This is a genomic window from Bacillus sp. JZ39 (assembly GCF_053903145.1).
In genome coordinates this window covers 3853469-3879599 of record NZ_CP096389.1, presented here as the reverse complement: position 1 = coordinate 3879599, position 26131 = coordinate 3853469, and the positions used below count along the sequence as shown (strand labels likewise).

Annotated in this window: 25 protein-coding genes and 2 pseudogenes; 23 read left to right on the top strand and 4 right to left on the bottom strand. The window is 45.7% G+C overall.

Annotated elements, in window-relative coordinates:
* Nucleotides 1-18: 18 nt before the first annotated feature.
* Entirely contained in the window at nucleotides 19-774 is a 756-nt protein-coding gene (gene iolR / locus M1D65_RS19880) for a myo-inositol utilization transcriptional regulator IolR (RefSeq protein ID WP_003227050.1), read from the bottom strand.
* A 416-nt stretch (nucleotides 775-1190) separates the two neighbouring features.
* Here iolR and iolA point away from each other — a divergent pair.
* From iolA to M1D65_RS19805, 15 genes and pseudogenes are all read left to right on the top strand, one after another.
* Nucleotides 1191-2655 (top strand): annotated as a pseudogene (gene iolA / locus M1D65_RS19875) (methylmalonate-semialdehyde dehydrogenase).
* A gap of 74 nt (nucleotides 2656-2729) precedes the next feature.
* Complete coding sequence (iolB, locus tag M1D65_RS19870) at nucleotides 2730-3545, top strand: 5-deoxy-glucuronate isomerase (protein WP_041338083.1); 816 nt, start codon at nucleotides 2730-2732, stop codon at nucleotides 3543-3545.
* A gap of 23 nt (nucleotides 3546-3568) precedes the next feature.
* Nucleotides 3569-4546 (top strand): 5-dehydro-2-deoxygluconokinase, encoded by a 978-nt coding sequence (iolC, locus tag M1D65_RS19865; RefSeq protein ID WP_014478485.1) that lies wholly within the window; start codon nucleotides 3569-3571, stop codon nucleotides 4544-4546.
* Nucleotides 4547-4578: 32 nt separating this feature from the next.
* Complete coding sequence (gene iolD, locus M1D65_RS19860) at nucleotides 4579-6492, top strand: 3D-(3,5/4)-trihydroxycyclohexane-1,2-dione acylhydrolase (decyclizing) (protein WP_003242642.1); 1914 nt, start codon at nucleotides 4579-4581, stop codon at nucleotides 6490-6492.
* Nucleotides 6493-6507: 15 nt separating this feature from the next.
* Nucleotides 6508-7401 (top strand): myo-inosose-2 dehydratase, encoded by an 894-nt coding sequence (gene iolE / locus M1D65_RS19855; RefSeq protein ID WP_003227062.1) that lies wholly within the window; start codon nucleotides 6508-6510, stop codon nucleotides 7399-7401.
* A gap of 14 nt (nucleotides 7402-7415) precedes the next feature.
* On the top strand, nucleotides 7416-8732 hold the full coding sequence (iolF, locus tag M1D65_RS19850) for a myo-inositol transporter IolF (protein ID WP_095252481.1): 1317 nt from the start codon (nucleotides 7416-7418) through the stop codon (nucleotides 8730-8732).
* 22 nt (nucleotides 8733-8754) lie between these two features.
* The gene (gene iolG, locus M1D65_RS19845; protein WP_003244482.1) at nucleotides 8755-9789 is read left to right on the top strand and encodes a bifunctional inositol 2-dehydrogenase/D-chiro-inositol 1-dehydrogenase; all 1035 of its coding nucleotides are present in this window, start codon (nucleotides 8755-8757) and stop codon (nucleotides 9787-9789) included.
* A 19-nt stretch (nucleotides 9790-9808) separates the two neighbouring features.
* Complete coding sequence (locus tag M1D65_RS19840) at nucleotides 9809-10678, top strand: sugar phosphate isomerase/epimerase family protein (protein WP_064671729.1); 870 nt, start codon at nucleotides 9809-9811, stop codon at nucleotides 10676-10678.
* Between the two features lie 85 nt (nucleotides 10679-10763).
* On the top strand, nucleotides 10764-11600 hold the full coding sequence (gene iolI / locus M1D65_RS19835) for a 2-keto-myo-inositol isomerase (protein ID WP_049140862.1): 837 nt from the start codon (nucleotides 10764-10766) through the stop codon (nucleotides 11598-11600).
* A 20-nt stretch (nucleotides 11601-11620) separates the two neighbouring features.
* On the top strand, nucleotides 11621-12493 hold the full coding sequence (gene iolJ / locus M1D65_RS19830; RefSeq protein ID WP_014478478.1) for a 6-phospho-5-dehydro-2-deoxy-D-gluconate aldolase: 873 nt from the start codon (nucleotides 11621-11623) through the stop codon (nucleotides 12491-12493).
* A gap of 107 nt (nucleotides 12494-12600) precedes the next feature.
* A complete protein-coding gene (yxdJ, locus tag M1D65_RS19825) occupies nucleotides 12601-13290 on the top strand; it encodes a two-component system response regulator YxdJ (protein ID WP_003243527.1) in 690 nt (229 codons plus the stop codon).
* Nucleotides 13287-14264, top strand: a complete 978-nt coding sequence (gene yxdK / locus M1D65_RS19820; RefSeq protein ID WP_021481026.1) for a two-component system sensor histidine kinase YxdK — start codon at nucleotides 13287-13289, stop codon at nucleotides 14262-14264. Before yxdJ ends, yxdK begins: the two co-directional genes overlap by 4 nt.
* 143 nt (nucleotides 14265-14407) lie before the next feature.
* Nucleotides 14408-15181, top strand: coding sequence for an ABC transporter ATP-binding protein YxdL (gene yxdL / locus M1D65_RS19815; protein ID WP_014115765.1), 774 nt, complete (start codon nucleotides 14408-14410; stop codon nucleotides 15179-15181).
* Nucleotides 15156-17024, top strand: a complete 1869-nt coding sequence (gene yxdM / locus M1D65_RS19810; RefSeq protein WP_456270706.1) for an ABC transporter permease YxdM — start codon at nucleotides 15156-15158, stop codon at nucleotides 17022-17024. Before yxdL ends, yxdM begins: the two co-directional genes overlap by 26 nt.
* Before the next feature lie 13 nt (nucleotides 17025-17037).
* The gene (locus tag M1D65_RS19805) at nucleotides 17038-17385 is read left to right on the top strand and encodes a YxeA family protein (RefSeq protein ID WP_021481023.1); all 348 of its coding nucleotides are present in this window, start codon (nucleotides 17038-17040) and stop codon (nucleotides 17383-17385) included.
* Nucleotides 17386-17425: 40 nt separating this feature from the next.
* On the opposite strand, the gene M1D65_RS19800 is transcribed toward M1D65_RS19805, so the two are convergent.
* A complete protein-coding gene (locus M1D65_RS19800) occupies nucleotides 17426-18391 on the bottom strand; it encodes an iron-hydroxamate ABC transporter substrate-binding protein (protein ID WP_015250857.1) in 966 nt (321 codons plus the stop codon).
* Between the two features lie 177 nt (nucleotides 18392-18568).
* Here M1D65_RS19800 and M1D65_RS19795 point away from each other — a divergent pair, with 177 nt between their 5' ends.
* Nucleotides 18569-18967 (top strand): hypothetical protein, encoded by a 399-nt coding sequence (locus M1D65_RS19795; RefSeq protein ID WP_003227087.1) that lies wholly within the window; start codon nucleotides 18569-18571, stop codon nucleotides 18965-18967.
* A gap of 43 nt (nucleotides 18968-19010) precedes the next feature.
* Here M1D65_RS19795 and M1D65_RS19790 read toward each other — a convergent pair whose 3' ends face one another.
* Nucleotides 19011-19364: a hypothetical protein gene (locus tag M1D65_RS19790; RefSeq protein ID WP_003236356.1), complete on the bottom strand. Its 354-nt coding sequence runs from the start codon at nucleotides 19362-19364 to the stop codon at nucleotides 19011-19013.
* Between the two features lie 247 nt (nucleotides 19365-19611).
* Nucleotides 19612-19977 (bottom strand): inner spore coat protein CotNE, encoded by a 366-nt coding sequence (gene cotNE / locus M1D65_RS19785; protein WP_003227093.1) that lies wholly within the window; start codon nucleotides 19975-19977, stop codon nucleotides 19612-19614.
* A gap of 90 nt (nucleotides 19978-20067) precedes the next feature.
* Here cotNE and M1D65_RS19780 point away from each other — a divergent pair.
* From M1D65_RS19780 to M1D65_RS19750, 7 genes and pseudogenes are all read left to right on the top strand, one after another.
* Nucleotides 20068-20501 (top strand): annotated as a pseudogene (locus M1D65_RS19780) (DUF3255 family protein).
* Nucleotides 20482-21039 (top strand): hypothetical protein, encoded by a 558-nt coding sequence (locus M1D65_RS19775; RefSeq protein WP_003242636.1) that lies wholly within the window; start codon nucleotides 20482-20484, stop codon nucleotides 21037-21039. Before M1D65_RS19780 ends, M1D65_RS19775 begins: the two are co-directional and overlap by 20 nt.
* A 39-nt stretch (nucleotides 21040-21078) precedes the next feature.
* Nucleotides 21079-21891: a sugar-phosphatase gene (yidA, locus tag M1D65_RS19770; protein ID WP_161986572.1), complete on the top strand. Its 813-nt coding sequence runs from the start codon at nucleotides 21079-21081 to the stop codon at nucleotides 21889-21891.
* Nucleotides 21892-22046: 155 nt separating this feature from the next.
* Nucleotides 22047-23033 (top strand): penicillin V amidase, encoded by a 987-nt coding sequence (gene yxeI / locus M1D65_RS19765; RefSeq protein WP_456270705.1) that lies wholly within the window; start codon nucleotides 22047-22049, stop codon nucleotides 23031-23033.
* Between the two features lie 430 nt (nucleotides 23034-23463).
* Complete coding sequence (locus M1D65_RS19760; RefSeq protein ID WP_049140871.1) at nucleotides 23464-24789, top strand: LLM class flavin-dependent oxidoreductase; 1326 nt, start codon at nucleotides 23464-23466, stop codon at nucleotides 24787-24789.
* Between the two features lie 13 nt (nucleotides 24790-24802).
* On the top strand, nucleotides 24803-25300 hold the full coding sequence (gene snaB, locus M1D65_RS19755; protein ID WP_003242734.1) for a sulfur-containing aminoacid acetyltransferase SnaB: 498 nt from the start codon (nucleotides 24803-24805) through the stop codon (nucleotides 25298-25300).
* Between the two features lie 24 nt (nucleotides 25301-25324).
* Complete coding sequence (locus M1D65_RS19750; protein WP_456270704.1) at nucleotides 25325-26119, top strand: amino acid ABC transporter substrate-binding protein; 795 nt, start codon at nucleotides 25325-25327, stop codon at nucleotides 26117-26119.
* The last annotated feature ends 12 nt before the right edge of the window (nucleotides 26120-26131 follow it).

Below are 26131 nucleotides of genomic sequence, written 5' to 3'. Positions count from 1 at the left end.
TCAACACTATTGTAAACGTTAGGCCAGATGAATGCCGATTTGATGCTCATTGCAGTACTGCGTGTACTCGTCGTCTAATGGCTGAGAGGTCACAATGCAATGCAGCCTGTCAAACGGCGCATATGTCAGAAGCGTTGATTTTCCGAATTTAGAATGGTCAGCCAATAGATACACTTCTTTTGCTTTTTCCGAAATCCTCTTTTTAATTTCATACTCCAGCAGATCCGAGTTGGTCAATCCGTGTGTCAGCGTCGTTCCGGTAGCGGACATAAAGGCTTTGTTGATATTGTACTTATCAAGCATAGCCGGGTCGTCCATGCCGACAAAGGAGCGGGTTTTTCTCTTATAGTTGTTTCCGATAATGATTAAGTTGATATTCTTCAAAGCTGACGCCGCATTGATAATGTCTAAACTGTTGGTTAAGATGGTGACATTTTTGGCTGGATCAAGCGTATCAAGAATAGACTTTGTCGTCGTTCCTGAATCAATGAAGACCAAATCGTGATCTTCAATAAATCGGGAAGCATAATGGGCGATTTTTGTTTTTTCATCCTGGTGTTGAATGGTGCGATTTTCAAAAGGAACTAATGCGGTTTTTTCAATAGATGTTACGCCGCCGTATACTTTTTCAATCGCACCCTTTTCTGTAAGCTTGTTGATATCACGTCTGACTGTGTTTTTGGAGACATTGAACACCTGGCACAGCTCATCTAAGGAAACAGTGCCATGCGATAAAATGTACTCCTCCATTTCCTGAATCCGCATCAGTTTCATATTAAAAACTCCTTCTTGAATCTTTACGTAACATAAATATATAATAAAAACCAAAAGTTAATCAATAGTTGCTTAAAAAATGATAACATCGGTGTATATCTTTTGCAAGATTCGGCGGGCTTCTCTTACCTCTCTTACTTGATTAAAAGATTAATATAATAAAAATAATGAAAAAATTTAGTGTTTATGATTGACTTATGGGTATTATGCGATTAGAATATAACCAAGAAATGACCAAAAAGTAACCTGTTGTGCATGAAATGGTTGCTTGTATGTAAATATGCATCCGCCATTTATTTTTTTGGTTTTTTTGAAAGCGTTTAATTCTTGGCTTGCTGAAAAGTGGATATTGATATGAATCTATCCGGAACCATCCATACAAGTGTATGTGTTTACTAATGAAGGAGGCAATAAGAATGGCAGAAATCAGAAAATTAAAAAACTACATCAACGGTGAATGGGTTGAAAGCAAAACAGATCAATATGAAGATGTCGTCAATCCGGCGACGAAAGAAGTACTATGCCAAGTGCCGATTTCTACACAAGAGGATATTGATTACGCAGCGCAAACGGCTGCTGAAGCATTTAAAACATGGTCAAAGGTGGCGGTTCCGCGCCGTGCCAGAATTCTATTTAACTTCCAGCAGCTGCTGTCTCAGCATAAAGAAGAACTTGCTCATCTAATTACCATTGAAAACGGAAAAAAACACGAAAGAAGCTTTAGGTGAAGTGGGACGCGGGATTGAAAACGTAGAGTTCGCCGCTGGAGCACCTTCCCTGATGATGGGTGACTCACTTGCTTCCATCGCAACGGACGTTGAAGCGGCGAACTACCGTTACCCAATCGGAGTTGTCGGCGGAATCGCGCCATTCAACTTCCCGATGATGGTTCCTTGCTGGATGTTCCCGATGGCGATCGCGCTCGGCAACACATTTATTTTAAAGCCATCTGAGCGGACTCCGCTGTTAACAGAGAAATTGGTTGAGCTTTTTGAAAAAGCGGGCCTTCCGAAAGGGGTGTTCAACGTCGTATACGGTGCGCATGACGTTGTGAACGGCATCCTTGAGCATCCCGAAATTAAAGCAATTTCATTTGTAGGCTCCAAGCCAGTAGGCGAATACGTCTACAAAAAAGGAAGCGAAAACTTAAAACGCGTTCAATCTCTGACTGGCGCGAAAAACCATACGATTGTCTTGAACGATGCGAATCTTGAAGACACGGTCACAAACATCGTTGGAGCTGCCTTCGGTTCTGCCGGTGAACGCTGCATGGCTTGTGCGGTTGTGACAGTTGAAGAAGGAATCGCCGATGAATTTATGGCGAAGCTGCAGGAAAAAGTGGCGGACATTAAAATCGGTAATGGCCTTGATGACGGCGTGTTCTTAGGACCGGTGATTCGCGAAGACAACAAGAAGCGCACGCTCAGCTATATCGAAAAAGGTCTTGAAGAAGGTGCCAGACTCGTATGTGACGGACGTGAAAATGTGTCAGACGACGGCTACTTTGTCGGCCCGACGATCTTTGACAATGTCACAACAGAGATGACGATCTGGAAAGATGAAATTTTCGCTCCGGTCTTATCTGTCATTCGTGTGAAAAACCTGAAAGAAGCGATTGAAATCGCCAATAAGTCTGAGTTTGCGAACGGCGCCTGCTTGTTCACATCCAACTCAAACGCAATCCGCTACTTCCGTGAAAACATTGATGCGGGAATGCTAGGAATCAACCTTGGGGTGCCGGCTCCAATGGCGTTCTTCCCATTCTCAGGCTGGAAATCTTCATTCTTTGGAACGCTGCATGCGAACGGAAAAGACAGCGTCGACTTCTATACACGTAAAAAAGTGGTAACGGCAAGATATCCGGCACCTGATTTCAACTAAACGACGAACAGCCGAACGGCGTCCATGTGCGCTGTTCGGACTCATTCTGCCAATAGAAAGAGGAGGGCTTCACTATGAGTTATTTGTTGCGTAAGCCGCAGTCGCATGAAGTGTCTAATGGGGTCAAACTCGTGCACGAAGTAACGACATCCAACTCTGATCTCACTTATGTAGAGTTTAAAGTGTTAGATCTTGCATCAGGTTCAAGCTATACAGAAGAATTGAAAAAACAAGAAATCTGTATTGTGGCGGTAACGGGAAAAATTACAGTGACAGATCATGAGTCGACTTTTGAGAATATCGGCACGCGTGAAAGCGTATTTGAACGAAAACCGACAGACAGCGTCTATATGTCAAATGACCGTGCATTTGAGATCACAGCGGTCAGCGACGCAAGAGTGGCGCTTTGCTATTCTCCATCGGAAAAGCAGCTTCCGACAAAGCTGATCAAAGCGGAAGACAACGGAATTGAACATCGCGGGCAATTTTCAAACAAACGTACTGTTCATAACATTCTTCCGGATTCAGACCCTTCAGCTAACAGTCTATTAGTAGTTGAAGTCTATACAGACAGCGGCAACTGGTCCAGCTACCCGCCTCACAAACATGATCAAGACAACTTGCCGGAAGAATCTTTCTTAGAAGAAACGTACTACCATGAGTTAGACCCGGGACAGGGCTTTGTATTTCAGCGCGTATACACAGATGACCGTTCTATTGACGAGACAATGACTGTGGAAAATGAAAACGTTGTCATCGTTCCTGCGGGATACCACCCGGTAGGCGTTCCGGACGGATACACATCCTACTATTTAAATGTCATGGCAGGGCCGACGCGAAAATGGAAGTTTCATAACGACCCGGTGCATGAGTGGATTTTAGAACGCTAACAAGTGAGGAGTGGCTGTTTACGATGAAGTATACATTCAATGAAGAGAAGGCTTTTGACATTATTGCCATCGGCCGGGCATGTATTGACCTGAACGCAGTGGAATACAACCGCCCAATGGAAGAGACGATGACATTTTCCAAATACGTCGGCGGTTCACCTGCGAATATCGCGATCGGCAGCGCGAAGCTTGGCTTAAAAGCGGGCTTCATCGGCAAAATTCCGGATGACCAGCATGGAAGATTCATAGAGTCCTATATGAGAAAGACCGGCGTTGATACAACACAGATGGTTGTTGATCAAGATGGACACAAAGCAGGCCTTGCATTTACAGAAATCCTCAGCCCTGAAGAATGCAGCATTTTAATGTATCGCGATGATGTGGCGGATCTTTATCTTGAGCCTTCAGAGGTAAGCGAGGACTATATCGCAAATGCGAAAATGCTGCTTGTTTCCGGGACAGCGCTCGCCAAAAGCCCGTCACGGGAAGCGGTATTAAAAGCTGTTCAATACGCGAAGAAGCATCAGGTTAAAGTGGTGTTCGAACTGGATTACCGCCCGTATACGTGGCAGTCATCAGATGAAACAGCCGTTTATTATTCTTTGGTTGCCGAGCAGTCTGATATCGTCATCGGCACACGCGATGAATTTGATGTGATGGAAAACCGCACAGGCGGAAGCAATGAAGAATCCGTCAATCATTTATTTGGCCATTCAGCCGACCTCGTTGTCATCAAACACGGCGTCGAAGGCTCTTACGCATACAGCAAATCCGGCGAGGTATTCCGCGCCCAAGCGTACAAGACAAAAGTGCTGAAAACCTTTGGAGCTGGTGACTCCTATGCGTCAGCCTTTATCTATGGCCTTGTCAGCGGAAAAGACATTGAAACGGCATTGAAATACGGCAGTGCTTCAGCTTCCATTGTGGTGAGCAAGCACAGTTCGTCAGAAGCGATGCCGACTGCGGAAGAAATCGTACAGCTTATTGAAGCACAGTCATAATTGAAAAAGATCGAGTAAAGGTGGGATCGTTTGTGGGTAAGAAAATTCGCTTAACAACAGCGCAGGCGCTGATTAAATTCTTAAACCAGCAGTACATCCATGTTGATGGAAAGGAAGAGCCTTTTGTCGAAGGGATTTTCACAATTTTCGGTCATGGAAACGTATTAGGGATCGGGCAAGCGCTTGAGCAGGATGCAGGCCATTTGAAAGTCTATCAAGGGAAAAATGAGCAAGGAATGGCGCATGCGGCCATGGCGTACAGCAAGCAAATGCTGAGAAGAAAAATATATGCAGTGTCTACATCCGTCGGACCGGGAGCGGCTAACTTGGTGGCGGCAGCCGGTACTGCATTGGCAAACAATATCCCAGTTCTCTTGATTCCGGCAGACACATTTGCGACAAGACAGCCAGACCCTGTACTGCAGCAAATGGAGCAAGAATACAGCGCGGCGATTACGACAAACGATGCATTGAAACCTGTATCGAGATACTGGGACCGCATTACGCGCCCTGAGCAGCTGATGAGCAGTTTGCTGCGCGCGTTTGAAGTCATGACTGATCCGGCAAAAGCAGGTCCGGCAACGATTTGTATTTCTCAGGATGTTGAAGGGGAAGCATACGATTTTGATGAAAGTTTCTTCGTCAAACGGGTTCACTATATTGATCGCATGCAGCCGAGCGAGCGCGAGCTTCAAGGTGCGGCGGAGCTGATTAAATCCAGCAAAAAACCTGTGATTCTCGTCGGCGGAGGCGCAAAATATTCCGGTGCGCGCGATGAATTGGTTGCCATTTCTGAAGCCTATAACATTCCGTTAGTTGAAACGCAGGCAGGAAAGTCTACCGTTGAGGCAGATTTTGCGAACAACCTTGGTGGAATGGGCATCACAGGTACACTTGCGGCAAACAAAGCGGCCCGCCAAGCTGATTTGATTATCGGCATCGGCACAAGGTATACAGATTTTGCGACATCCTCTAAAACCGCTTTTGATTTTGATAAAGCGAAGTTTTTGAACATTAACGTCAGCCGAATGCAGGCGTATAAACTTGATGCATTCCAAGTGGTGGCGGATGCGAAAGTGACGCTTGGCAAACTGCACGGCTTGCTTGAAGGCTATGAGAGCGAGTTCGGCACAACGATCCGGGAGCTGAAGGACGAATGGCTAGCTGAACGCGAGCGTCTCAGCAAAGTGACGTTTAAGCGGGAAGCATTTGATCCGGAAATCAAAAATCACTTTTCTCAAGAGGTCCTGAATGAATATGCTGACGCGTTGAATACGGAGCTTCCGCAAACAACGGCATTGCTGACAATCAACGAGACGATTCCTGAAGACAGCGTCATCATCTGTTCAGCAGGCTCACTCCCAGGAGATTTGCAGCGTCTGTGGCATTCTAATGTTCCGAATACGTATCACCTGGAGTATGGATATTCTTGCATGGGCTATGAAGTGTCCGGGACACTCGGTCTTAAACTGGCCCACCCTGACAGAGAAGTGTATTCAATCGTCGGAGACGGCAGCTTCCTGATGCTTCATTCTGAATTGATCACGGCGATTCAGTACAACAAGAAAATCAATGTGCTGCTCTTTGACAACTCAGGATTCGGATGCATCAACAACCTGCAAATGGATCACGGCAGCGGCAGCTACTATTGCGAGTTCCGCACAGATGACAACCAAATCCTGAATGTCGATTACGCGAAAGTCGCTGAGGGATACGGCGCGAAAACCTACCGCGCAAACACAGTAGAAGAATTAAAAGCGGCGTTAGAGGATGCGAAGAAACAGGATGTATCAACATTAATTGAAATGAAGGTGCTGCCTAAAACAATGACGGACGGCTATGATAGCTGGTGGCATGTCGGGGTGGCAGAGGTATCTGAACAAGAAAGCGTTCAGAAGGCATACGAAGCAAAAGAGAAAAAGCTGGAATCTGCGAAGCAGTATTAGAGGGGAGGCACCAAGATGGGCAAAAATGAAATCCTGTGGGGAATCGCTCCCATTGGGTGGCGGAATGATGACATGCCTGAAATTGGAGCGGGAAATACACTTCAGCATTTGTTAAGTGATATCGTTGTCGCACGTTTTCAAGGCACGGAGGTCGGGGGCTTTTTCCCCGAACCTGCCATCCTGAACAAAGAGCTGAAGCTTCGGAATTTACGCATTGCAGGAAAGTGGTTCAGCAGTTTTATTTTGCGTGACGGACTTGGTGAAGCGGCAAAGACATTTACCCTGCATTGTGAGTATTTGCAGCAAGTAAACGCGGATGTCGCAGTTGTCTCTGAACAAACGTACAGCGTGCAAAGCTTGGAGAAAAACGTGTTCACAGAGAAGCCGCACTTTACGGATGATGAATGGGAGCGGCTTTGCGAAGGGCTGAATCACCTTGGCGAAATTGCCGCTCAGCATGGCTTGAAGCTTGTCTATCATCATCATCTCGGCACTGGTGTCCAAACAGCGGAAGAAGTGGACCGCCTGATGGCAGGAACTGACCCTGCGCATGTACACCTCCTCTATGATACAGGCCATGCGTATATTTCTGACGGCGATTACATGGGGATGCTTGAGAAGCATATCGGCCGCATTAAGCATGTGCACTTTAAGGATGCCCGCCTGAATGTCATGGAACAATGCAGGCTCGAAGGACAATCGTTCCGGCAATCATTTTTAAAAGGCATGTTTACGGTTCCCGGTGACGGCTGCATTGACTTTAGAGAAGTATATCAGCTGCTGTTGAAGCACAGTTATTCCGGATGGATTGTCATTGAAGCTGAACAAGACCCCGATGTTGCAAACCCGCTGGAGTATGCATTGATTGCGAGAAACTATATTGATCAGCAGTTGTTGGATCTGGCTTAATGGGGAATAAACATATGGGCAATACCAATGGAGATTCAGCCTTCAATAAACGGACAATCGCGGCAGCATTGGCCAACTATATTGATGCCGGTTCAATTGTGGCAGGCTCCGCCGGTTTATCATTATGGGTCAGTTACCTTAAGCTATCCGATACGCAAATCGGGCTGCTCGGCGCGCTGAGCGCAAATGCGATTTCTGCCGCTGTCGGTGCGCTGCTTGGCGGGTTTCTGGCTGATAAAGTCGGACGGAAGGCTGTTTATACCAATAGTATGCTGGTTTATGCACTAGGGATTTGTTTGGTCTTGTTCGGGGTTAATTTCCCCATGTTGTTAAGCGGTTACATCATTATCGGTTTATCAGTAGGAGCTGACATAACCGCGTCATGGACCATTATTGCGGAAAATGCGCCAAAGAAGAATCGGGCCAGGCATTGCGGCGTAGCACAAGTCGCTTGGGCCGCGGGCGCTGTCGTTGTACTGCTACTCTCCGTACTGGCCGGTGACTTGGGACTCCTGGGAAATAAAATTGTATTTGCCCACCTGCTTGTGATTGCGCTGATTACGTACATCCTGAGAATCAGGCTTCCGGAATCAGACGCCTGGCAGACAAAAAATCAGCCGGAGGATGCTCAGGCAGAGAAGCCGGCTGTACTGAATAAGACATCGTATTTTGATTTGCTCAAGCCTATGTATCTAAAAAGCATATTGTTTTTGATGGGTGTGTACTTGGTTTGGAACTTAGCTGCCGGGGTCATGGGCTTCTTTATGCCATACATTTATCAGCAGGTCGGCGGTGTATCTGCCAACATGGCCAACCTTTTGCAAATGGGGCTGTTTATCTTCACAGGATTGGGGGTCGCCTTGATCTTCATGCCCTTTGCCGACAAATATAGAAAAACCGTATTTGGAATCGCCGCTTTCATGGCGGTGATTGGGTGGACACTGTTTCTGCTGCCAGTTGAAGGCCTGCCGATTCTGCTCCTGTTTATTGTCGTGATCGGCATCAATAACGGAGCAGGGCAGCAAGCGAACTATCAGTTATGGGCCAGTGAAATCTTTCCTACGCAATATCGTGCTTCCGCACAAGGACTGATGTTTTTTCTTGTCCGTATTTCAATAGGGATTTGGAGTCTGTTTGTCCCAATGATTATCACCAATTTCGGCATTGGAACGATGGCTGCAATTCTTCTCGGATGTGTGACGGCCAGTATGATCATCGGGCTGCTCTTTGCGCCGAATACGTCTGGCAAGTCGCTTGAACAAATTCAAGAGGAACTCTACGGATTTCCTCAGAGCCAAGTAAAGCAAGGAACAGAAAGCAAAATCATGTAACCAACAGAAGGAGTGGCTGTCAATGAGTTTACGTATTGGCGTAATTGGAACTGGAGCAATCGGAAAAGAACATATTAACCGCATCACGAACAAGCTGTCCGGCGCAGAAATTGTAGCTGTAACGGATGTTAATCAAGAAGCTGCACAAAAGGTCGTTGAGCAATACCAATTAAACGCGACGGTTTATCCGAATGATGACAGCTTGCTTGCAGACGAAAATGTAGACGCTGTCTTAGTGACAAGCTGGGGGCCTGCGCATGAGTCAAGCGTGCTGAAAGCGATTAAAGCCCAGAAATATGTGTTCTGTGAAAAACCGCTCGCGACAACGGCTGAAGGATGCATGCGCATTGTCGAAGAAGAAATCAAAGTGGGCAAACGCCTTGTTCAAGTCGGCTTCATGCGCCGTTATGACAGCGGTTACGTACAGCTGAAGGAAGCACTCGATAACCATGTGATTGGCGAACCGCTTATGATTCACTGCGCGCACCGCAACCCGACTGTAGGAGATAACTACACAACCGATATGGCCGTAGTCGACACGCTCGTTCATGAAATTGATGTACTGCACTGGCTCGTCAACGATGACTACGAGTCCGTTCAAGTCATCTACCCGAAAAAATCGAAAAACGCGCTGCCGCATTTAAAAGATCCGCAAATCGTCGTGATTGAAACAAAAGGCGGTATCGTCATCAATGCTGAAATCTATGTGAACTGTAAATACGGCTATGACATTCAATGTGAAATCGTCGGAGAAGACGGCATCATCAAGCTTCCAGAACCATCAAGCATCAGCTTGAGAAAAGAAGGCAGATTCAGCACAGATATTCTGATGGATTGGCAGAGACGCTTTGTTGCTGCGTACGATGTGGAAATCCAAGACTTTATTGATTCGATTCAAAAGAAAGGCGAGGTCAGCGGACCGACGGCATGGGACGGCTATATTGCTGCTGTCACGACTGACGCGTGTGTAAAAGCCCAGGAATCTGGACAAAAAGAAAAGGTTGAATTGAAGGAAAAACCGGAATTCTATCAATCTTTTACAACAGTTCAAAACTAAAAAACAGAGGAGTGAAAATATGAAGTTAGCATTGGATCCATCCATGTATCGTGATGATTTAACTTTAGAGGAAACGGTCTATAAAACGGCGGAGCTTGGCTATGAATATATCGAGTTGTCTCCGCGTGAGGATTTTTGCCCGTTTTATAAATATCCGAAAGTCGATTCAGCAAAGATCAAACAATTAAAGCGCCTTTTAAGAGATACAGGTGTTAAGCTTTCATCGCTTCTTCCTCTTTACCACTGGGCGGGTCCTGATGAAGACCGCCGGCAGGCAGCGGTGCGCAATTGGAAACGGGCAATCGAAATTGCGGTTGAACTTGAAGTGGATTTGATGAACAGCGAATTCAGCGGTTCAAAATATGATCCTTTAACAAGTGAAGAAAAATTTATCAAATCCATGGATGAGCTTCTGCCAGTCTTTGAAAAAGAAGGTATTAAACTTAATCTTCAAGCCCACCCATACGATTTTATCGAAACGCACAAAGGTGCGATGGATATGATCCGCGCGCTTGACAAGGATTGGATCAATCTTGTCTACTCGACTGCGCATACGTTCTTCTATGATGACGGCAAAGGCGACATCGAGACCATGTTTGACGAAGCCGGCGACCGCCTCACACATGTTTTATTTGCAGATACCTATAATCATAAAGCGGCTCATGGTCTTCGCTATATCGTCAATCCGCCTGACGCGAAAGTAACGGTTCACCAGCATTTGGACATTGGTCAAGGCGAGGTTGATTTTGATACGATTTTCAGAAAACTGAGAGAGATGAAGTTCGACGGAATTGCGACGAATGCCGTATTTGCTTGGGTCGATGAAAGAGCGGATGAATCAAGCCGATTTATGCTTAAGAAAATAAAAGAAGAATTAGGTCTGGCATAAGCTGAGCATGGAGTTCGGCGGGATATGGCGACAGCCTTCCTGCCGAACTCCCTTCATATCTAAAACGCAGATGGGGGAGTCTGGCATGAAACTTTGTTTTAATGAAGCGACAACATTGGAAAACTCAAACCTTAAACAGGATTTAGAACTATGCGAAAAGCACGGCTATGATTATATTGAAATCCGCACAATGGATAAGCTGCCGGAGTACTTAAAAGATCATTCATTGGCAGATCTTGCGGAATATTTTCAAACCCATCACATCAAACCGCTTGCTTTAAACGCGCTTGTTTTCTTCAACAACCGTGATGAAAAGGGCCACAACGAGATCATCACTGAATTTAAAGGCATGATGGAAACATGCAAAACCCTCGGTGTGAAATATGTGGTGGCCGTTCCGCTTGTGACAGAGCAGAAGATTGTAAAAGAAGAGATCAAAAAGAGCAGTGTAGACGTGCTGACTGAGCTGTCAGATATCGCGGAGCCGTACGGCGTAAAAATCGCACTTGAATTTGTCGGCCATCCGCAATGTACGGTCAATACGTTTGAACAGGCGTATGAGATCGTAAACACAGTTAACCGTGACAATGTCGGGCTTGTCCTTGACAGTTTTCACTTCCATGCAATGGGTTCAAATATTGAGAGCTTAAAGCAGGCGGACGGAAAGAAAATCTTCATCTATCATATTGATGATACAGAAGATTTCCCAATCGGCTTTTTAACAGATGAGGATCGTGTATGGCCGGGACAAGGGGCAATTGACTTAGATGCCCACTTATCAGCACTGAAGGAAATCGGCTTCTCTGATGTTGTATCGGTTGAGCTCTTCCGGCCTGAATACTATAAGCTGACTGCTGAGGAAGCCATTCAAACAGCGAAAAAAACAACAGTGGACGTCGTATCAAAATACTTCAACATGTAATGGATAAAGGAGGGGTGGACATGGCTTTTGTATCGATGAAAGAGCTTCTTGAAGATGCAAAGCGGGAGCAATATGCAATTGGCCAGTTTAATATCAACGGCCTGCAATGGACGAAGGCGATTTTGCAGGCGGCGCAAAAGGAGCAATCACCGGTCATCGCCGCGGCTTCTGATCGCCTGGTCGACTATTTAGGCGGATTTAAAACGATTGCCGCCATGGTAGGGGCGTTAATAGAGGACATGGCAATTACCGTTCCGGTCGTGCTTCATCTCGATCACGGCAGCAGTGCGGAACGCTGCAGACAGGCCATTGATGCCGGATTCAGCTCAGTGATGATTGACGGCTCCCATCAGCCGATTGACGAGAATATCGCAATGACAAAAGAAGTCACCGATTATGCCGCAAAACACGGCGTATCAGTAGAAGCCGAAGTCGGCACGGTCGGCGGAATGGAAGACGGACTGGTCGGCGGGGTCTGCTATGCCGATATCACGGAATGTGAGCGGATCGTCAAAGAAACCAATATCGACGCGCTGGCCGCCGCCCTCGGCTCTGTACACGGCAAATATCAGGGTGAGCCGAATCTCGGATTTAAGGAAATGGAGGCTATCTCCCGCATGACTGATATTCCCCTCGTTCTTCACGGGGCATCCGGGATTCCGCAGGATCAGATCAAAAAAGCCATCACGCTCGGCCACGCGAAGATCAATATCAATACGGAATGTATGGTAGCGTGGACAGACGAAACACGCCGCATGTTCCAGGAAAACAGCGATCTGTACGAACCGCGCGGCTATTTGACACCCGGCATTGAAGCCGTGGAAGAGACAGTGCGAAGCAAAATGAGAGAGTTCGGATCAGCCGGTAAAGCAGCTAAGCAGCAGGTCGGCTAAAGAGACCAGAAACCGCCGAGATGGCGGTTTTTTTGTGCGGTGTTGCGTCCATACGCCCAAAACGATTATGATGATGGCAGCAGTGTAAGAAACGGGAGTGGTTCAGTTTGAATAAAATCATGATTGTGGAAGACAGTGAAGACATTCGCGGACTATTGCAGAATTACCTTGAAAAATACGGATATCAAACAGTGGTCGCCGCGGATTTTACAGCTGTTCTTGATGTCTTTTTGCGGGAAAAGCCCGATGTGGTGCTGCTTGATATCAATTTGCCGGCATATGACGGATATTATTGGTGCCGGCAGATCCGCCAGCACTCCACAAGCCCGATCATCTTTATTTCTGCCAGAAGCGGGGAAATGGATCAGGTGATGGCGATTGAAAATGGGGGAGACGATTATATCGAAAAACCGTTTTCTTATGATATTGTGCTGGCGAAAATCAAAAGCCAGATCCGGAGGGCGTACGGGGAGTACGCTGCAAAGCAGGGAGAGAAAGTGGTTGAATATGCTGGCGTTCAGCTCTTTGTGGAACGGTTTGAACTGCGTTTTCAGGATGAAAAAAGCGAGCTTTCTAAAAAAGAAAGCAAGCTTTTGGAAGTGCTGCTTGAGCGGGGAGAAAAGGTGACGAGTCGGGACCGTCTCATGGAAAAGACGTGGGACACCGACATATTCATCGATGATAATACACTTAACGTGTATATCACGCGGCTCAGAAAAAAACTGCGGGAGCTGAATGCGCCTGTTTCTATTGAAGCGGTGCGGGGCGAAGGCTACCAGCTGAGGGCGCAGTCATGAAGCTGTTTCTCCGGTCTCATGCAGTGCTGATTCTGCTTTTTCTCCTTCAAGGGCTGTTTGTCTTCTTTTATTACTGGTTTGCGGGTCTTCATTCTTTTTCTCACTTGTTTTACATATTGGGCGTGCAGCTTCTTATTTTGGCGGGCTATCTTGCCTATCGCTGGTACAAAGACCGCGGCGTGTATCATTGGCTCAGCTCGGGGCAGGAAGGGACGGATATCCCGTATCTCGGTTCTTCAGTGTTCTGTTCAGAGCTGTATGAAAAGCAGATGGAGCTGATCCGGCTGCAGCACCAGAAGCTCCATGAGACCGAAGCCAAGCTGGACGCGCGGGTGACGTATATGAATCAATGGGTGCACCAAGTAAAGACGCCGCTGTCGGTCATTAATTTAATCATTCAAGAAGAGGATGAGCCCGTTTTTGAACAAATCAAAAAAGAAGTCCGGCAGATTGAATTCGGGCTGGAGACGCTTCTTTATTCTTCAAGGCTCGACCTGTTTGAAAGGGATTTTAAAATTGAAGCGGTTTCCCTGTCCGAGCTTCTCCAATCAGTTATTCAAAGCTATAAACGATTTTTTATTCAATATCGCGTTTATCCGAAAATGAACGTTTGCGATGATCATCAGATTTACACCGATGCCAAATGGCTCAAATTTGCGATCGGCCAAGTGGTCACAAATGCGGTCAAGTATTCAGCAGGCAAGAGTGACAGACTTGAGCTGAATGTCTTCCGCGATGAAGACAGGACGGTGCTTGAAGTTAAAGATTACGGTGTCGGGATTCCCTCACAAGACATCAAGCGGGTGTTTGACCCTTATTACACCGGTGAAAACGGGCGGCGTTTCCAAGAATCTACGGGAATCGGCCTCCATCTCGTCAAAGAAATTACAGGTAAGCTCAATCATACGGTGGACATCAGCTCGTCTCCCGGTGAAGGGACGTCAGTTCGATTTTCATTTCTTACAAAAATGTAAGGCTGCGTTAAGAAAACAACATAGCCCGCTTTGTTTCCCCTTGATAACATGGATTTATGTCAAGGGGATTTTTATGTTGAACGTCCCGGCACTACATGAAAGCAGCCCAGATCAACAAGAATAAAACCATAAGGAGGATTTTCATGGCGAATATGCTTGAAGTCAAACATATAAATAAAACCTATAAAGGACAAGTATCCTATCAAGCCTTAAAGCAAATTTCATTTTCAATAGAAGAAGGCGAGTTCACGGCGGTGATGGGGCCGTCCGGGTCCGGAAAAACAACGCTTTTGAATATCATTTCAACGATTGACCGTCCAGATTCAGGCGATATCCTGATTCACGGAGAAAACCCGCATCGCCTGAAGCGGACAAAGCTCGCTCATTTCCGCCGCAAGCAGCTCGGATTTGTGTTTCAGGATTTCAACCTTCTGGACACGCTGACGATCGGTGAAAATATCATGCTGCCGTTAACGCTTGAAAAAGAAGCGCCGTCTGTCATGGAAGAAAAACTGCAAGGCATCGCGGCAAAGCTCGGAATCGAAAACCTGCTCAACAAACGGACGTTTGAAGTATCCGGAGGACAGCGCCAGCGTGCCGCCATCGCAAGAGCGGTCATTCATAAGCCGTCACTCATCCTGGCCGATGAACCGACTGGCAACCTTGATTCCAAAGCGTCAAAAGACGTCATGGAAACGATGCAGAGCCTGAATCAGGATGATCATGTCACGGCTTTGATGGTGACCCACGATCCTGTTGCGGCAAGCTACTGCCGCCGCGTCATCTTTATAAAAGACGGCGAACTGTTTAATGAGATTTACCGCGGGGAAAACCGCCAAGTATTTTATGAACAAATTCTCGATGTGCTGTCTATGCTGGGGGGAAACGCAAATGACCTTTCTTCAGTTCGCTTATAAAAACGTCACGAGAAACAAAAGGGCCTATCTTGCATTCTTTTTAAGCAGTGCCTTTTCCGTTTTGATTTTCTTTACCTTTGCGATGTTCTTGTTTCATCCGGCATTAAAGGAAGGCTACCTGAATAATATCGCCAAAAAAGGCTTAACCGCTGCGGAATGGATGATCTTTGTTTTTTCTTTCTTATTTGTTCTGTATTCGGTTAACGCATTTTTGAAATCGAGAAATAAAGAATTCGGCATTCTGCTCATGCAGGGCATCACGCCGGGGCAGCTGAGAAAGCTCATTACGGCGGAAAATATGATCATCGGCGTCATGTCAATTGCAGCCGGCATTATCGGAGGGTTCATTTTTTCAAAGACGTTCTTTACGGTCGGCGCTTATATTTTAGAAATGGACGCGCTGCCTTTGTATATGCCTTGGAAAGCGCTCGGTATTACGGCCTGCGGATTTCTGCTCTTATTTCTCTTTTTATCGCAGTTTACGATCCTTTTTGTCAGATCAAATACGGTTATCAAATTAATAAAGGGCACTGGCAAGGTTAAGCCGGAGCCTAAGCCGTCCGTGCTTCTGTCCTTATTCGGCATCGCCTGTCTGTGCGGCGGGTACGGCATGGTTCTGAAAGGCAATGTCCACGGGGCCGAACCGTTTATCATTTTACTGCTCACCGTCATCGGAACATATTTCTTTTTCAGCCAAAGCAGCATATGGATTCTGCGCGCGCTGAAGAAGTGGAAAACCTTTTATTTGCGCGGGAAAAATGTCATTTGGGTTTCTGACCTTGTCTATCGTCTAAAAGACAACGCCCGCCTGTTCTTTATTGTCAGCATTATTTCCGCGGTTGCGTTTACTGCGACAGGCGTGCTCGCAATGTACAAATCGACCGTCGGAGCGGAAGAGTCCGCTTATGAAATGGAGTATTTATCTTACAGCAATAATCCAAAAGAACAGACTCATTTGAAAGATATTGACCATGAACTGAAAACACACGGCTTTACGTATAAGAAAGACAAAATAGATGTTTCCTATGTTCGCTATCAGGAAGGAGAAACTGTTCCCCCTGTTTACATGATCAGTGAATCGGATGCGGCAAAATACTTCCATGTCAAAGTGAACGGCCTGAAAGAAGACGAGGCTGTCTATTTCCCGGGAACGTATGACCGCAATTTCAAAAACGAAGCGCCGGATCAGCTGAAGCTGCTGAACCAAAAAGGGGAGCTGTCTGATCAAAAACTGTCGGTAAAAGAAGTCAAAAAACCGCTGATCTCATTGAATGCCATCATCGCGGTGAATGATCAAACCTTTGATCAGCTGAAATCACTCGGTGATAAAGCGTCATTATACGGCTACAGCTATGATCATTGGAAAGACAGTCTTGAGATCAGCCAATCCTTGCAAAATGAGATTTACGGCAATTATATCGACGTGCATTCTGATTTTGCTTCAAAAGCCGGGACTTACTATGATACGGTGCAGCTGCCGAGCCTGAGTTTATTTATCGGCCTGTTTATCGCAATTGTATTCTTTGTCGCGGCAGCAAGTTTCTTATATTTCAGGTTGTTCACTGATTTAGATGAAGACCGGGAGCGCTACCGTTCACTGGCCAAAATCGGCCTGAGTGAGCGTGAAATGGCACAAAGCGTGACAATACAATTGGCGATTCTTTTCTTCTTTCCATTTGCCATTGCCGTCATGCATACACTGTTTGCCTTGAGAACATTGGCTGTGGAAGGCTATTCTGATGTCGCGGGGCCGCTCAGTCTCACCATCGGAGGGTTTTTCATTTTTCAGCTTCTATTCTTCCTCGCGGTGCGGTCAAGCTATTTGAAAAAAATGAACAAGTAAGGGGAGTGCAAAGATGAAAAAAGCAATGGCAATCCTGGCCGTCTTGGCGGCTGCTGCCGTAATATGCGGGCTTCTCTTTTTTCATAACGATGTTACAGACAGATTTAATCCGTTTATTCACCAGCAAGATGTCTATGTTCAGATTGATCGAGATGGCAGACATCTTAGTCCGGGCGGTACTGAATATACATTAGACGGATATAATGCATCCGGGAAAAAAGAAGAAGTGACCTTTTTCGCCGGCAAAGAGCTTCGGAAGAACGCGTATTTGAAGGTGAAGGCGAAAGGAAAGTATGTCGAGACTTGGGAAGAAGTCAAGTTTGAAAATATGCCGGACTCCGTACAGTCAAAATTAAAGTGAATCATCAAAAACGGCACAGCGTCATGACTGTGCCGTTTTTTTATTTTTTATTTTCTTCGGCCCGTTTGATCAGCATGTCGGTGATGATATCCACCTGTTTGCTGACAGAAATCGGGTCGTACGGGTAGAACGTGTCAAAGTCATTGATAAACACGCGATTATGTTTAACAGCGTCAAGATTTTTCCAAATAGAGGAATTCTCCAGCTTGTCGAGTGTTTTGCTTTCGCCTTTCGGGTTGTAATCCGTAATGAACATATAATCTGCGGCATACTCAGGAATAACCTCTTGAGAGAGCTGTTTCATCTCTCCTTTTTTGATGACATCTTGCTCAATTTTTTCAGGCGCTTTTAACCCAAGTGCATTGTATACAGCTTGGCCGCCGCGTCCGCCATTGTCATTGAACACCCAGAATTCGCCCTTGTCTGTGTTTTCATAAATGCCGAAGGTCGCATCTTTGTCGATGACGCCGGCAATTTTCTTCTTAGCTGCTTCCGCTTTTTTGTTAAAGTCAGCCATAAAGGATTTTGCTTTGTCTTTCGCTCCGGCGATTTCTCCGAACATGCTGACTGTGTCTTCTACGTTTTTCGCTGTGTTATAAGGTATGACAACAGTCGGAGCGATTTTCTTTAATTTATCAACATTCTCTTCATTCATGACAACAATTAAGTCAGGCTGAAGCTCCATCACTTTTTCAACGCTGATTGGATCACCGACATCCTTCACATTTTTCAGCTTTGATTTTAAAAACGGATTATCAAATGACCATGAGCCTGAGCCGACCACATTGGCCCCGACAGACAGCAATTCACCGGCATAAAAATCAGTGACGATGCGTTTCGGATGTGCAGGAATGTTGACGTTCCCTTTTGGTGATTTGTATGTTCTCATTTCTGTTTTTTCGGAAGCAGAATCGCTTGAGCTCCCTTTAGAAGCCGTGCCGCTGCAAGCGCTGACAAACATGAGAAGCAGCACAAGCATGCCCACGAGCAATATGTTCTTTTTCATCAAGAACCCTCCCACTATGTATCTCAATAGATTAGTAATGATTATCATTATCAATTAATAATATAGCAAGAAACCTGTTCCCCGTCTATCACTATTTTTAAGGGAGAAAGTTTTTCCCGTTTATGGGTGACGCGGTATGCCTAATCGATTATTATAGGTAAATAGGAGGAGAAAAATATGGGAATTACAAAAAGAGGTTCCGCTTGGGAATGGCTGCATAGCTGGTGGATGCTGTTTATTTTCATGCCTTTTGCCATTACCAGTTTTTTTGCCTTTTTATTTATTGGCATCAAGGTTAGAAATAGAAAGTGGATCATGTACGGCATCATTTATTTTTTCATTTTTGCGTTTGGTTTTGTATTGCCCGATCTGCCCGGTGTTTTTATTGTGGTCCCGTTATGGGCGGTGACCATTATTCATGGATTTAAAGTGCGCCCGCTGTATTTGATTCAGCTGGATGTCTACAAAGATCATGTGGAGGCGCGGGCTTTTGCCGAGGCAAGAAGTGAAGCCGAGAGCAGATTTCATGCACCGAAACAGTCTATTCAGGATATACATATTCGCAAAGAACAGTAAGAAAAAAAGCTCAACACTCGCATTGTGTTGAGCTTTTTATATGTTACTGCTGATAGGATTGCTGCTGAAATGGCGTGTTTTGGCCGAATGGAAGTGTAGACACATTCGTATTCATGACGCTGGATTGTCCAGTAAGTTCCTGTTGCATTTGGTTGCACATGTTGACAACCTGCTGGCACTTTTGAATCGCCATGTCATGCCCGTGCAGTGCTTGCTGAATGGTATGTGCAGCTTGTTGTTCGTGGTTTAGAATCTGCTGCAGCATTTGGATGTTTTGCTGTTCCTGATGAAGCATTTGGCGATATTGCTGGCTGCTTTGCTGTGTTTGCTGAATGAGCTGCTGAGCAGTCTGGCGGCATTGATTCAGCTGCTGCAAGCCGTGTTGTGTATTATGCATGAATGATCCCTCCATGTATCGATTGACGTGAGTCGGTATTATCATGCAACCTGAATGAAAAGAAATTCTGCAAATGAGGAACTACAATTATTTTCCTCAGCCCCTCTGTCTTTGAATGAAAACGGTAAAGATTGTATACTGGGTACAAACCCTTTTTATGTAAATGTTCCGTTTTAACATATAAGAATGGCGGAAAACGAAACCCTGAGATGGGAGAATCGTATTCCGCTTTTTTTCTTTGTTTCGCTCAGAAACCGCCTTCCCCTGCAGTAAATGGGATATTCAGCCGGTTTTCTACTGTACGGAGGCGCTGATTGAGCCGGTTTAAGCGGCGTGTATGGCGTTCAACAGCCTGGCTTAGCTGATTGACCTGTTCGGCAATCCGTGCAATTTCCCGATTTTGACGGCGGTCTTCGTTTGTCAGACGGGTTAATTCTCTTGACTGCTGTTCATTTTGCCGTTCAAGTGCTGCGATTCTTCTTTCCAATGCCGGCTGTCTGTCCATTTGGTATGGATCGTATACATCCTGCTGCGGATAAGGATTGTACTCATAGTGGCTATAGTAAGGTTCCTGCTGAGGCAGCTGAGGGCTGTAATATTGATAAGGGTTCATTATGATCAATCTCCTTGTGGGTGAATTCCTTATAACTTATGTAGTCATTGGCACAGTGGCACGGCATTCGCCCAAAAAGAGGAGGAAAGGATGGTGATCCCCTTGAGAAACAAATATGGCATTTGTTTTTAATTGCTGTATGCATCATGGTATCGGGCTGCCAGCAGCAAAAAGAAGAGACGCCGTTTTATTACGGAACGTGGGATGAGGGGCTTGCCCCCGGGCCAACGGACGGCGTGAAATCAGCAACAGTCACATTTACTGAAGACGAGGTTGTGGAAACGGAAGTGATGGAAGGAAGAGGAGAGGTACAGCTGCCTTTTATGGCATACAAGGTGATTTCCCAAAGCACTGACGGGTCTATCGAGATTCAGTACCTCGGCCCCTATTATCCGCTCAAAAGCACGCTGAAAAGAGGAGAAAACGGGACATTGATATGGGAGCAAAATGGCCAGACAAAAACGATGACAAGAATCGAATCAAAGACCGGCAGGGAGGAGAAAGATGAGAAATCAAAAAGCTGAAAGACTGGTGGCAGCGGGGCTTGTTTTACATATCATTCAATGGATATTTATATTATGGGCTTTTCTCAAAGTCAAACATTTATTTAGTGACTATACGATCTATAACCCTAATGTCATCAGCGGCTCCATGCAGTCCTTATCGTTTATACAAATGATGCGCGCTATGATGTACTCAGGGGCAATCGTGAATTATGTTTTGTTTTTTGCCCTTGTATTGCTGATTTATGGCATAGTGCTTCATGCCATCCTGATCGTTCTGGAAATGGCGGCTTACGTCATGATCAGACGGAATCCATCATCTTCATGGGGGTTCTTTTTCATCGCGGCGGGTGTGAAGCTTGCCATCTTGAATATAACCGGCATTCCTTTTCTAGCTGCCGGCTTTCTGCTGATGAAACAGAAAAAAGCAGAAAACGGCGTCAAGGCAGAAAGAAAGCGGAAACCGCGCTTGCGTATCCGAAGACAAGGGCGGCGTCTAAACAGAATCCGGAGAAAACCATCTCTTCCGGTTGAATATCAAAAAGAAAAAACGATATGATGGGACTATAGCCTGAAAACGACATGAAGGAGATGCAGGATGTACAAACTAATTGCAATTGATATGGATGGAACACTTTTAAATGATCATCATGAAGTAACAGAGGAGGTCCGCGACGCCCTTCACGCGGCAAAAGCGGAAGGTGTCAAAATTGTGCTTTGCACCGGCCGGCCTATCGGGGGCGTGCAGAGATATTTAGATGAACTGAATTTAATTGAAGAAGGCGACTATGTTATTGCGTATAATGGAGCGCTTGTTCAAAATACGCATACAAATGAAGTGGTCTCGGAGCTGTCTCTCGGTTATGATGATTTGACTTCATTATATGACCTGAGCTTAGAGCTGAAGACGCCGATGCATTTCTTTGACTCATCTAACCTGTATACGCCTAACCGGGATATTAGCGAATTTACCGTATACGAATCCTATGTGACACAGGTGCCGCTTCATTTCCGCAAGATTGACGAGGTGCCAAAAGATATTCTCATCCCGAAAGTGATGTTTATTGATAAACCGGAGAACTTAAGCCGCGTCATTACATCGATTCCAAAAGACGTGAGAGAAAAATATTCAATGGTCAAAAGCGCGCCTTTCTTTTATGAGATTCTGCACCCGGAAGCCAGCAAAGGAAATGCTGTACGCCAGCTGGCTCAGCTGCTTGGAATTGAACAGGCGGAAGTCATGTGCATAGGCGACAATGGGAACGACCTGACAATGATCGAATGGGCGGGCTGCGGGGTTGCCATGGCAAACGCCATCCCAGAAGTATTGGAAGCCGCAAACTTTCAAACGCGCTCCAATAATGAACATGGCGTTGCACATGCGATTCACGAGCTTGTTTTGGCTAAATAATAAAAAATCCAGCCTCTTAGAAGGCTGGATTTTTTCGTTTTATTTGATGTAATGTCAATTCTTTGACGAACCAATTTGACTTTCGTTATGCTGATAAAACCAATTCGTTCACAATATGTATGATATTAATCTGAATTGAAAAGGGGACTGATCAAATGTGCACAAGTCTTACATTGGAAACTGCTGACCGTAAACATGTATTAGCGAGAACAATGGATTTTGCATTTCAGCTGGGGACGGAGGTCATTCTCTATCCGCGCCGTTACAGCTGGAAGAGTGAAGCTGACGGAAAGGCCCATCAGACACAGTACGCGTTTATCGGTATGGGGAGAAAACTTGGAAATATATTATTTGCCGACGGTGTTAATGAAAGCGGTTTATCGTGTGCTGCACTTTATTTTCCTGGCTATGCGGAGTACGAAAAAACGATACGGGAAGATACCGTTCACATTGCCCCGCATGAGTTTGTGACATGGGTGCTGTCAGTCTGTAAGTCTTTGGAAGACGTAAAAGAAAAGATTCGATCTTTAACGATTGTAGAGAAAAAATTAGATCTATTGGATACAGTTTTACCGCTTCACTGGATATTGTCAGACCGGACGGGCCGAAGCCTGACGATAGAACCGAGAGCAGACGGCCTCAAAGTCTATGATAATCAACCTGGTGTCATGACGAACAGCCCCGACTTTATATGGCATGTAACCAATCTGCAGCAATATACAGGAATCAGACCGAAGCAATTAGAGAGCAAAGAGATGGGCGGATTAGCCCTTTCCGCTTTTGGCCAAGGCTTAGGAACTGTTGGTCTGCCGGGGGATTACACACCGCCTTCCCGGTTTGTCAGAGCTGTTTATTTGAAAGAACACCTAGAGCCGGCGGCCGATGAAACGAAAGGTGTAACAGCCGCTTTTCACATTTTGGCAAATATGACGATACCAAAGGGCGCAGTGATAACGGAAGAAGACGAAACTCATTATACGCAATATACTTCCGTGATGTGCAACGAAACTGGAAACTACTATTTCCACCACTATGACAATCGGCAAATCCAAAAAGTGAGTTTATTTCATGAAGACCTAGACCGCCTTGAGCCTAAAGAGTTTTCTGCTAAAGCAGAAGAGAGTATTCTAGAACTTAATTAAGATTCAATTAGCTGATTTCGGTATGAATCCGGGATCAGCTTATTTTTTTATGTGATGTCTCAGCTTCTGAATGAGTTGGAAAATGGACCGTTCTACGACGGCGACACGCGCGTTTATTAGCAAAGAGCAAAAGCGACGGCAAAATGCGTATGGTCGGAAGTAGAGATAAGGTACAAGCTACATTTATATAAAACTTGGATCAAAACGAGGTTCAGCATCAGACTGGTTTTGCCAGTATACAGGTTGCACAAATGCCGTCCCATGATACTGCGAAATTCTTTTCAGCTTAAAAAGAAAAATTTAATCTTAACTCATTGACAAACGTCCAAGACAAAGGTACATTTTGATTTATTCATATTAAACGACTAGGAATATAGGAGTTTATTTTTCGGATTATTCAGCCTAAAAACATGATAAAAGGAGTATCGTCATGACAAGCAAAAAGAAACAAATCAAATTAGGGGTATTTTTAGCAGGTACAGGCCATCATGTTGCGTCTTGGCGGCACCCGGACGCGCCGTCAGATGCGAGCATGAATTTGGATTATTTTAAAGAGCTTGCGAAAACAGCGGAGCGGGGCAAGCTGGATATGCTGTTTTTAGCGGACAGCCTTTCAATTGACAGCAAATCACATCCAAATGTATTAACAAGGTTTGAGCCATTCACCCTGCTCTCTGCTTTGGCGCAGGTCACATCAAAAATCGGACTGACAGCAACAGCCTCCACTACATACAGCGAGCCATTCCATATTGCCAGACAGTTTGCGTCATTGGATCATTTGTCCAATGGCCGTGCCGGATGGAACGTCGTCACTTCATCTATTGAATCCACAGCGCTGAATTTCAGCGGTGAAAAGCACCTTGAACACCATTTGCGCTATCAGCGGGCAGAGGAATTTGTCGAGGTTGTAAAGGGGCTTTGGGATTCATGGGAAGAGGACGCCTTTATCCGTAATAAAGAAACGGGTGAATTCTTTGACAAAGAAAAAATGCACGAGCTGAACCACAAAGGAGAATATTTCTCGGTTCGCGGACCTCTGAACGTTTCAAGAACGCCGCAGGGCCAGCCGGTCATTATCCAGGCAGGATCATCAGGAGACGGAAAAGCGCTGGCTGCCAGAACAGCAGAAGTGATCTTCACAGCACAAAACCACCTGGAATCAGCTCAGGAATTTTATCAATCTATTAAAGAACAGGCTGCGGAATTCGGACGTGATCCAGAAAAAATTGCCATTATGCCGGGTATTTTCCCAATCATTGCCGATACAGAAGAAGCAGCGCAAGCCAAATACAAGGAGCTCCAAGATCTGATTATCCCATCTGTCGGTCTGCAAATTCTCCAAAATTACTTAGGCGGAATTGATTTGTCGGCATATCCGCTTGATGGGCCGCTGCCGAAGCTTGACGCCGAAGCTTCCAATGCGGTGAAGAGCCGCTTCAAGCTTGTTCAGGAGATGGCTGAACGTGAAAATATGACGATACGAGAGCTTTACAAATACGTTGCAGGCTCCAGAGGCCACCATATCTTCGTCGGCACGCCGGAGCAGCTCGCCGACAAGATGCAGGAATGGGTGGATAAGAAAGCGTGTGACGGGTTTAACATCATGCCTCCGCTTCTTCCAGAAGGAATTGAAGTGTTTGTTGATCAAGTGGTTCCGATTTTACAGGAGCGCGGCGTGTTCAGAAAAGAATATGAAGGCACAACATTACGAGAGCACTTCGGTTTGGAAAAGCCGGTAAACCGCTATGCAAAGTAAGGAGGAACGCTAGATGAAGCCACGATACCGCCTTGCAGTTGAACGTGATGCCGAACAGCTTCTCGAGCTGACATTGCGGGCTTATGAACCGATTCGAAAGCTCGGCATTCGTTTTGCTGCCGCTCATGCGGATTTGGATTTGGTGCTGAAAAATATTCGGGAAAATGCTTGCTACGTCATGGAAGAAGACGGGCGGATCATCGCGACCATCACCTTGAGAATGCCTTGGGGAAAACAGCCGGGACCGTATGGCGTCCCGCATATCTGGTGGTTTGCTGTGGACCCCGACACCGGTAAAAAAGGAATCGGAACAAAGCTGCTTCAATGGCTGGAGGAAACAATCCTTCGCGATACGTTAAAGGTTCCGTTTGTCTCACTCGGAACAGCGGATAAGCATCCGTGGCTGATTGAGATGTACGAACGAAAAGGATATGTCCGCTCAGGTGAACAAGACCTTGGAAAAGGGCATATCACAGTCTATATGAAAAAACAATTGCGACATGATCTATAAAAATAGAAAAGGCGGGAAAATCAAATGAAGATGAAAAAATGGACAGTGCTGGTCGTTGCTGCATTATTAGCGGTGCTCTCAGCTTGCGGCAATGGAAACAGCAGCAGTAAAGAGGATGACAATGTGCTTCATGTCGGTGCGACAGGACAAAGTTACCCATTTGCTTATAAAGAAAACGGAAAGCTGACAGGCTTTGACGTGGAAGTGATGGAAGCAGTCGCTAAGAAAATTGACATGAAACTGGACTGGAAGCTGCTTGAATTCAGCGGGCTGATGGGAGAGCTTCAAACAGGCAAGCTTGACACCATTTCCAACCAGGTAGCTGTGACAGACGAACGTAAGGAAACGTATAACTTTACGAAACCATACGCTTATGCGGGAACACAGATTGTCGTCAAAAAAGACAATACAGACATCAAATCAGTAGACGATTTAAAAGGCAAGACAGTCGCAGCCGTTCTCGGTTCAAACCACGCGAAAAACCTTGAAAGCAAAGATCCTGATAAAAAAATCAATATCAAAACGTACGAAACACAAGAGGGTACGCTGAAGGATGTTGCGTACGGCCGTGTAGACGCTTATGTCAACAGCCGAACTGTATTGATCGCGCAAATCAAGAAGACCGGTTTGCCATTAAAGCTTGCAGGAGATCCGATTGTTTACGAACAGGTTGCATTCCCATTTGCCAAGGACGATGCGCACGACAAGCTCCGCAAAAAAGTCAATAAGGCGCTAGATGAATTGCGTAAAGACGGAACACTGAAAAAACTCTCTGAAAAATACTTTAATGAAGATATCAGAGTAGAACAGAAGCATTAAGAAACGGCGGTG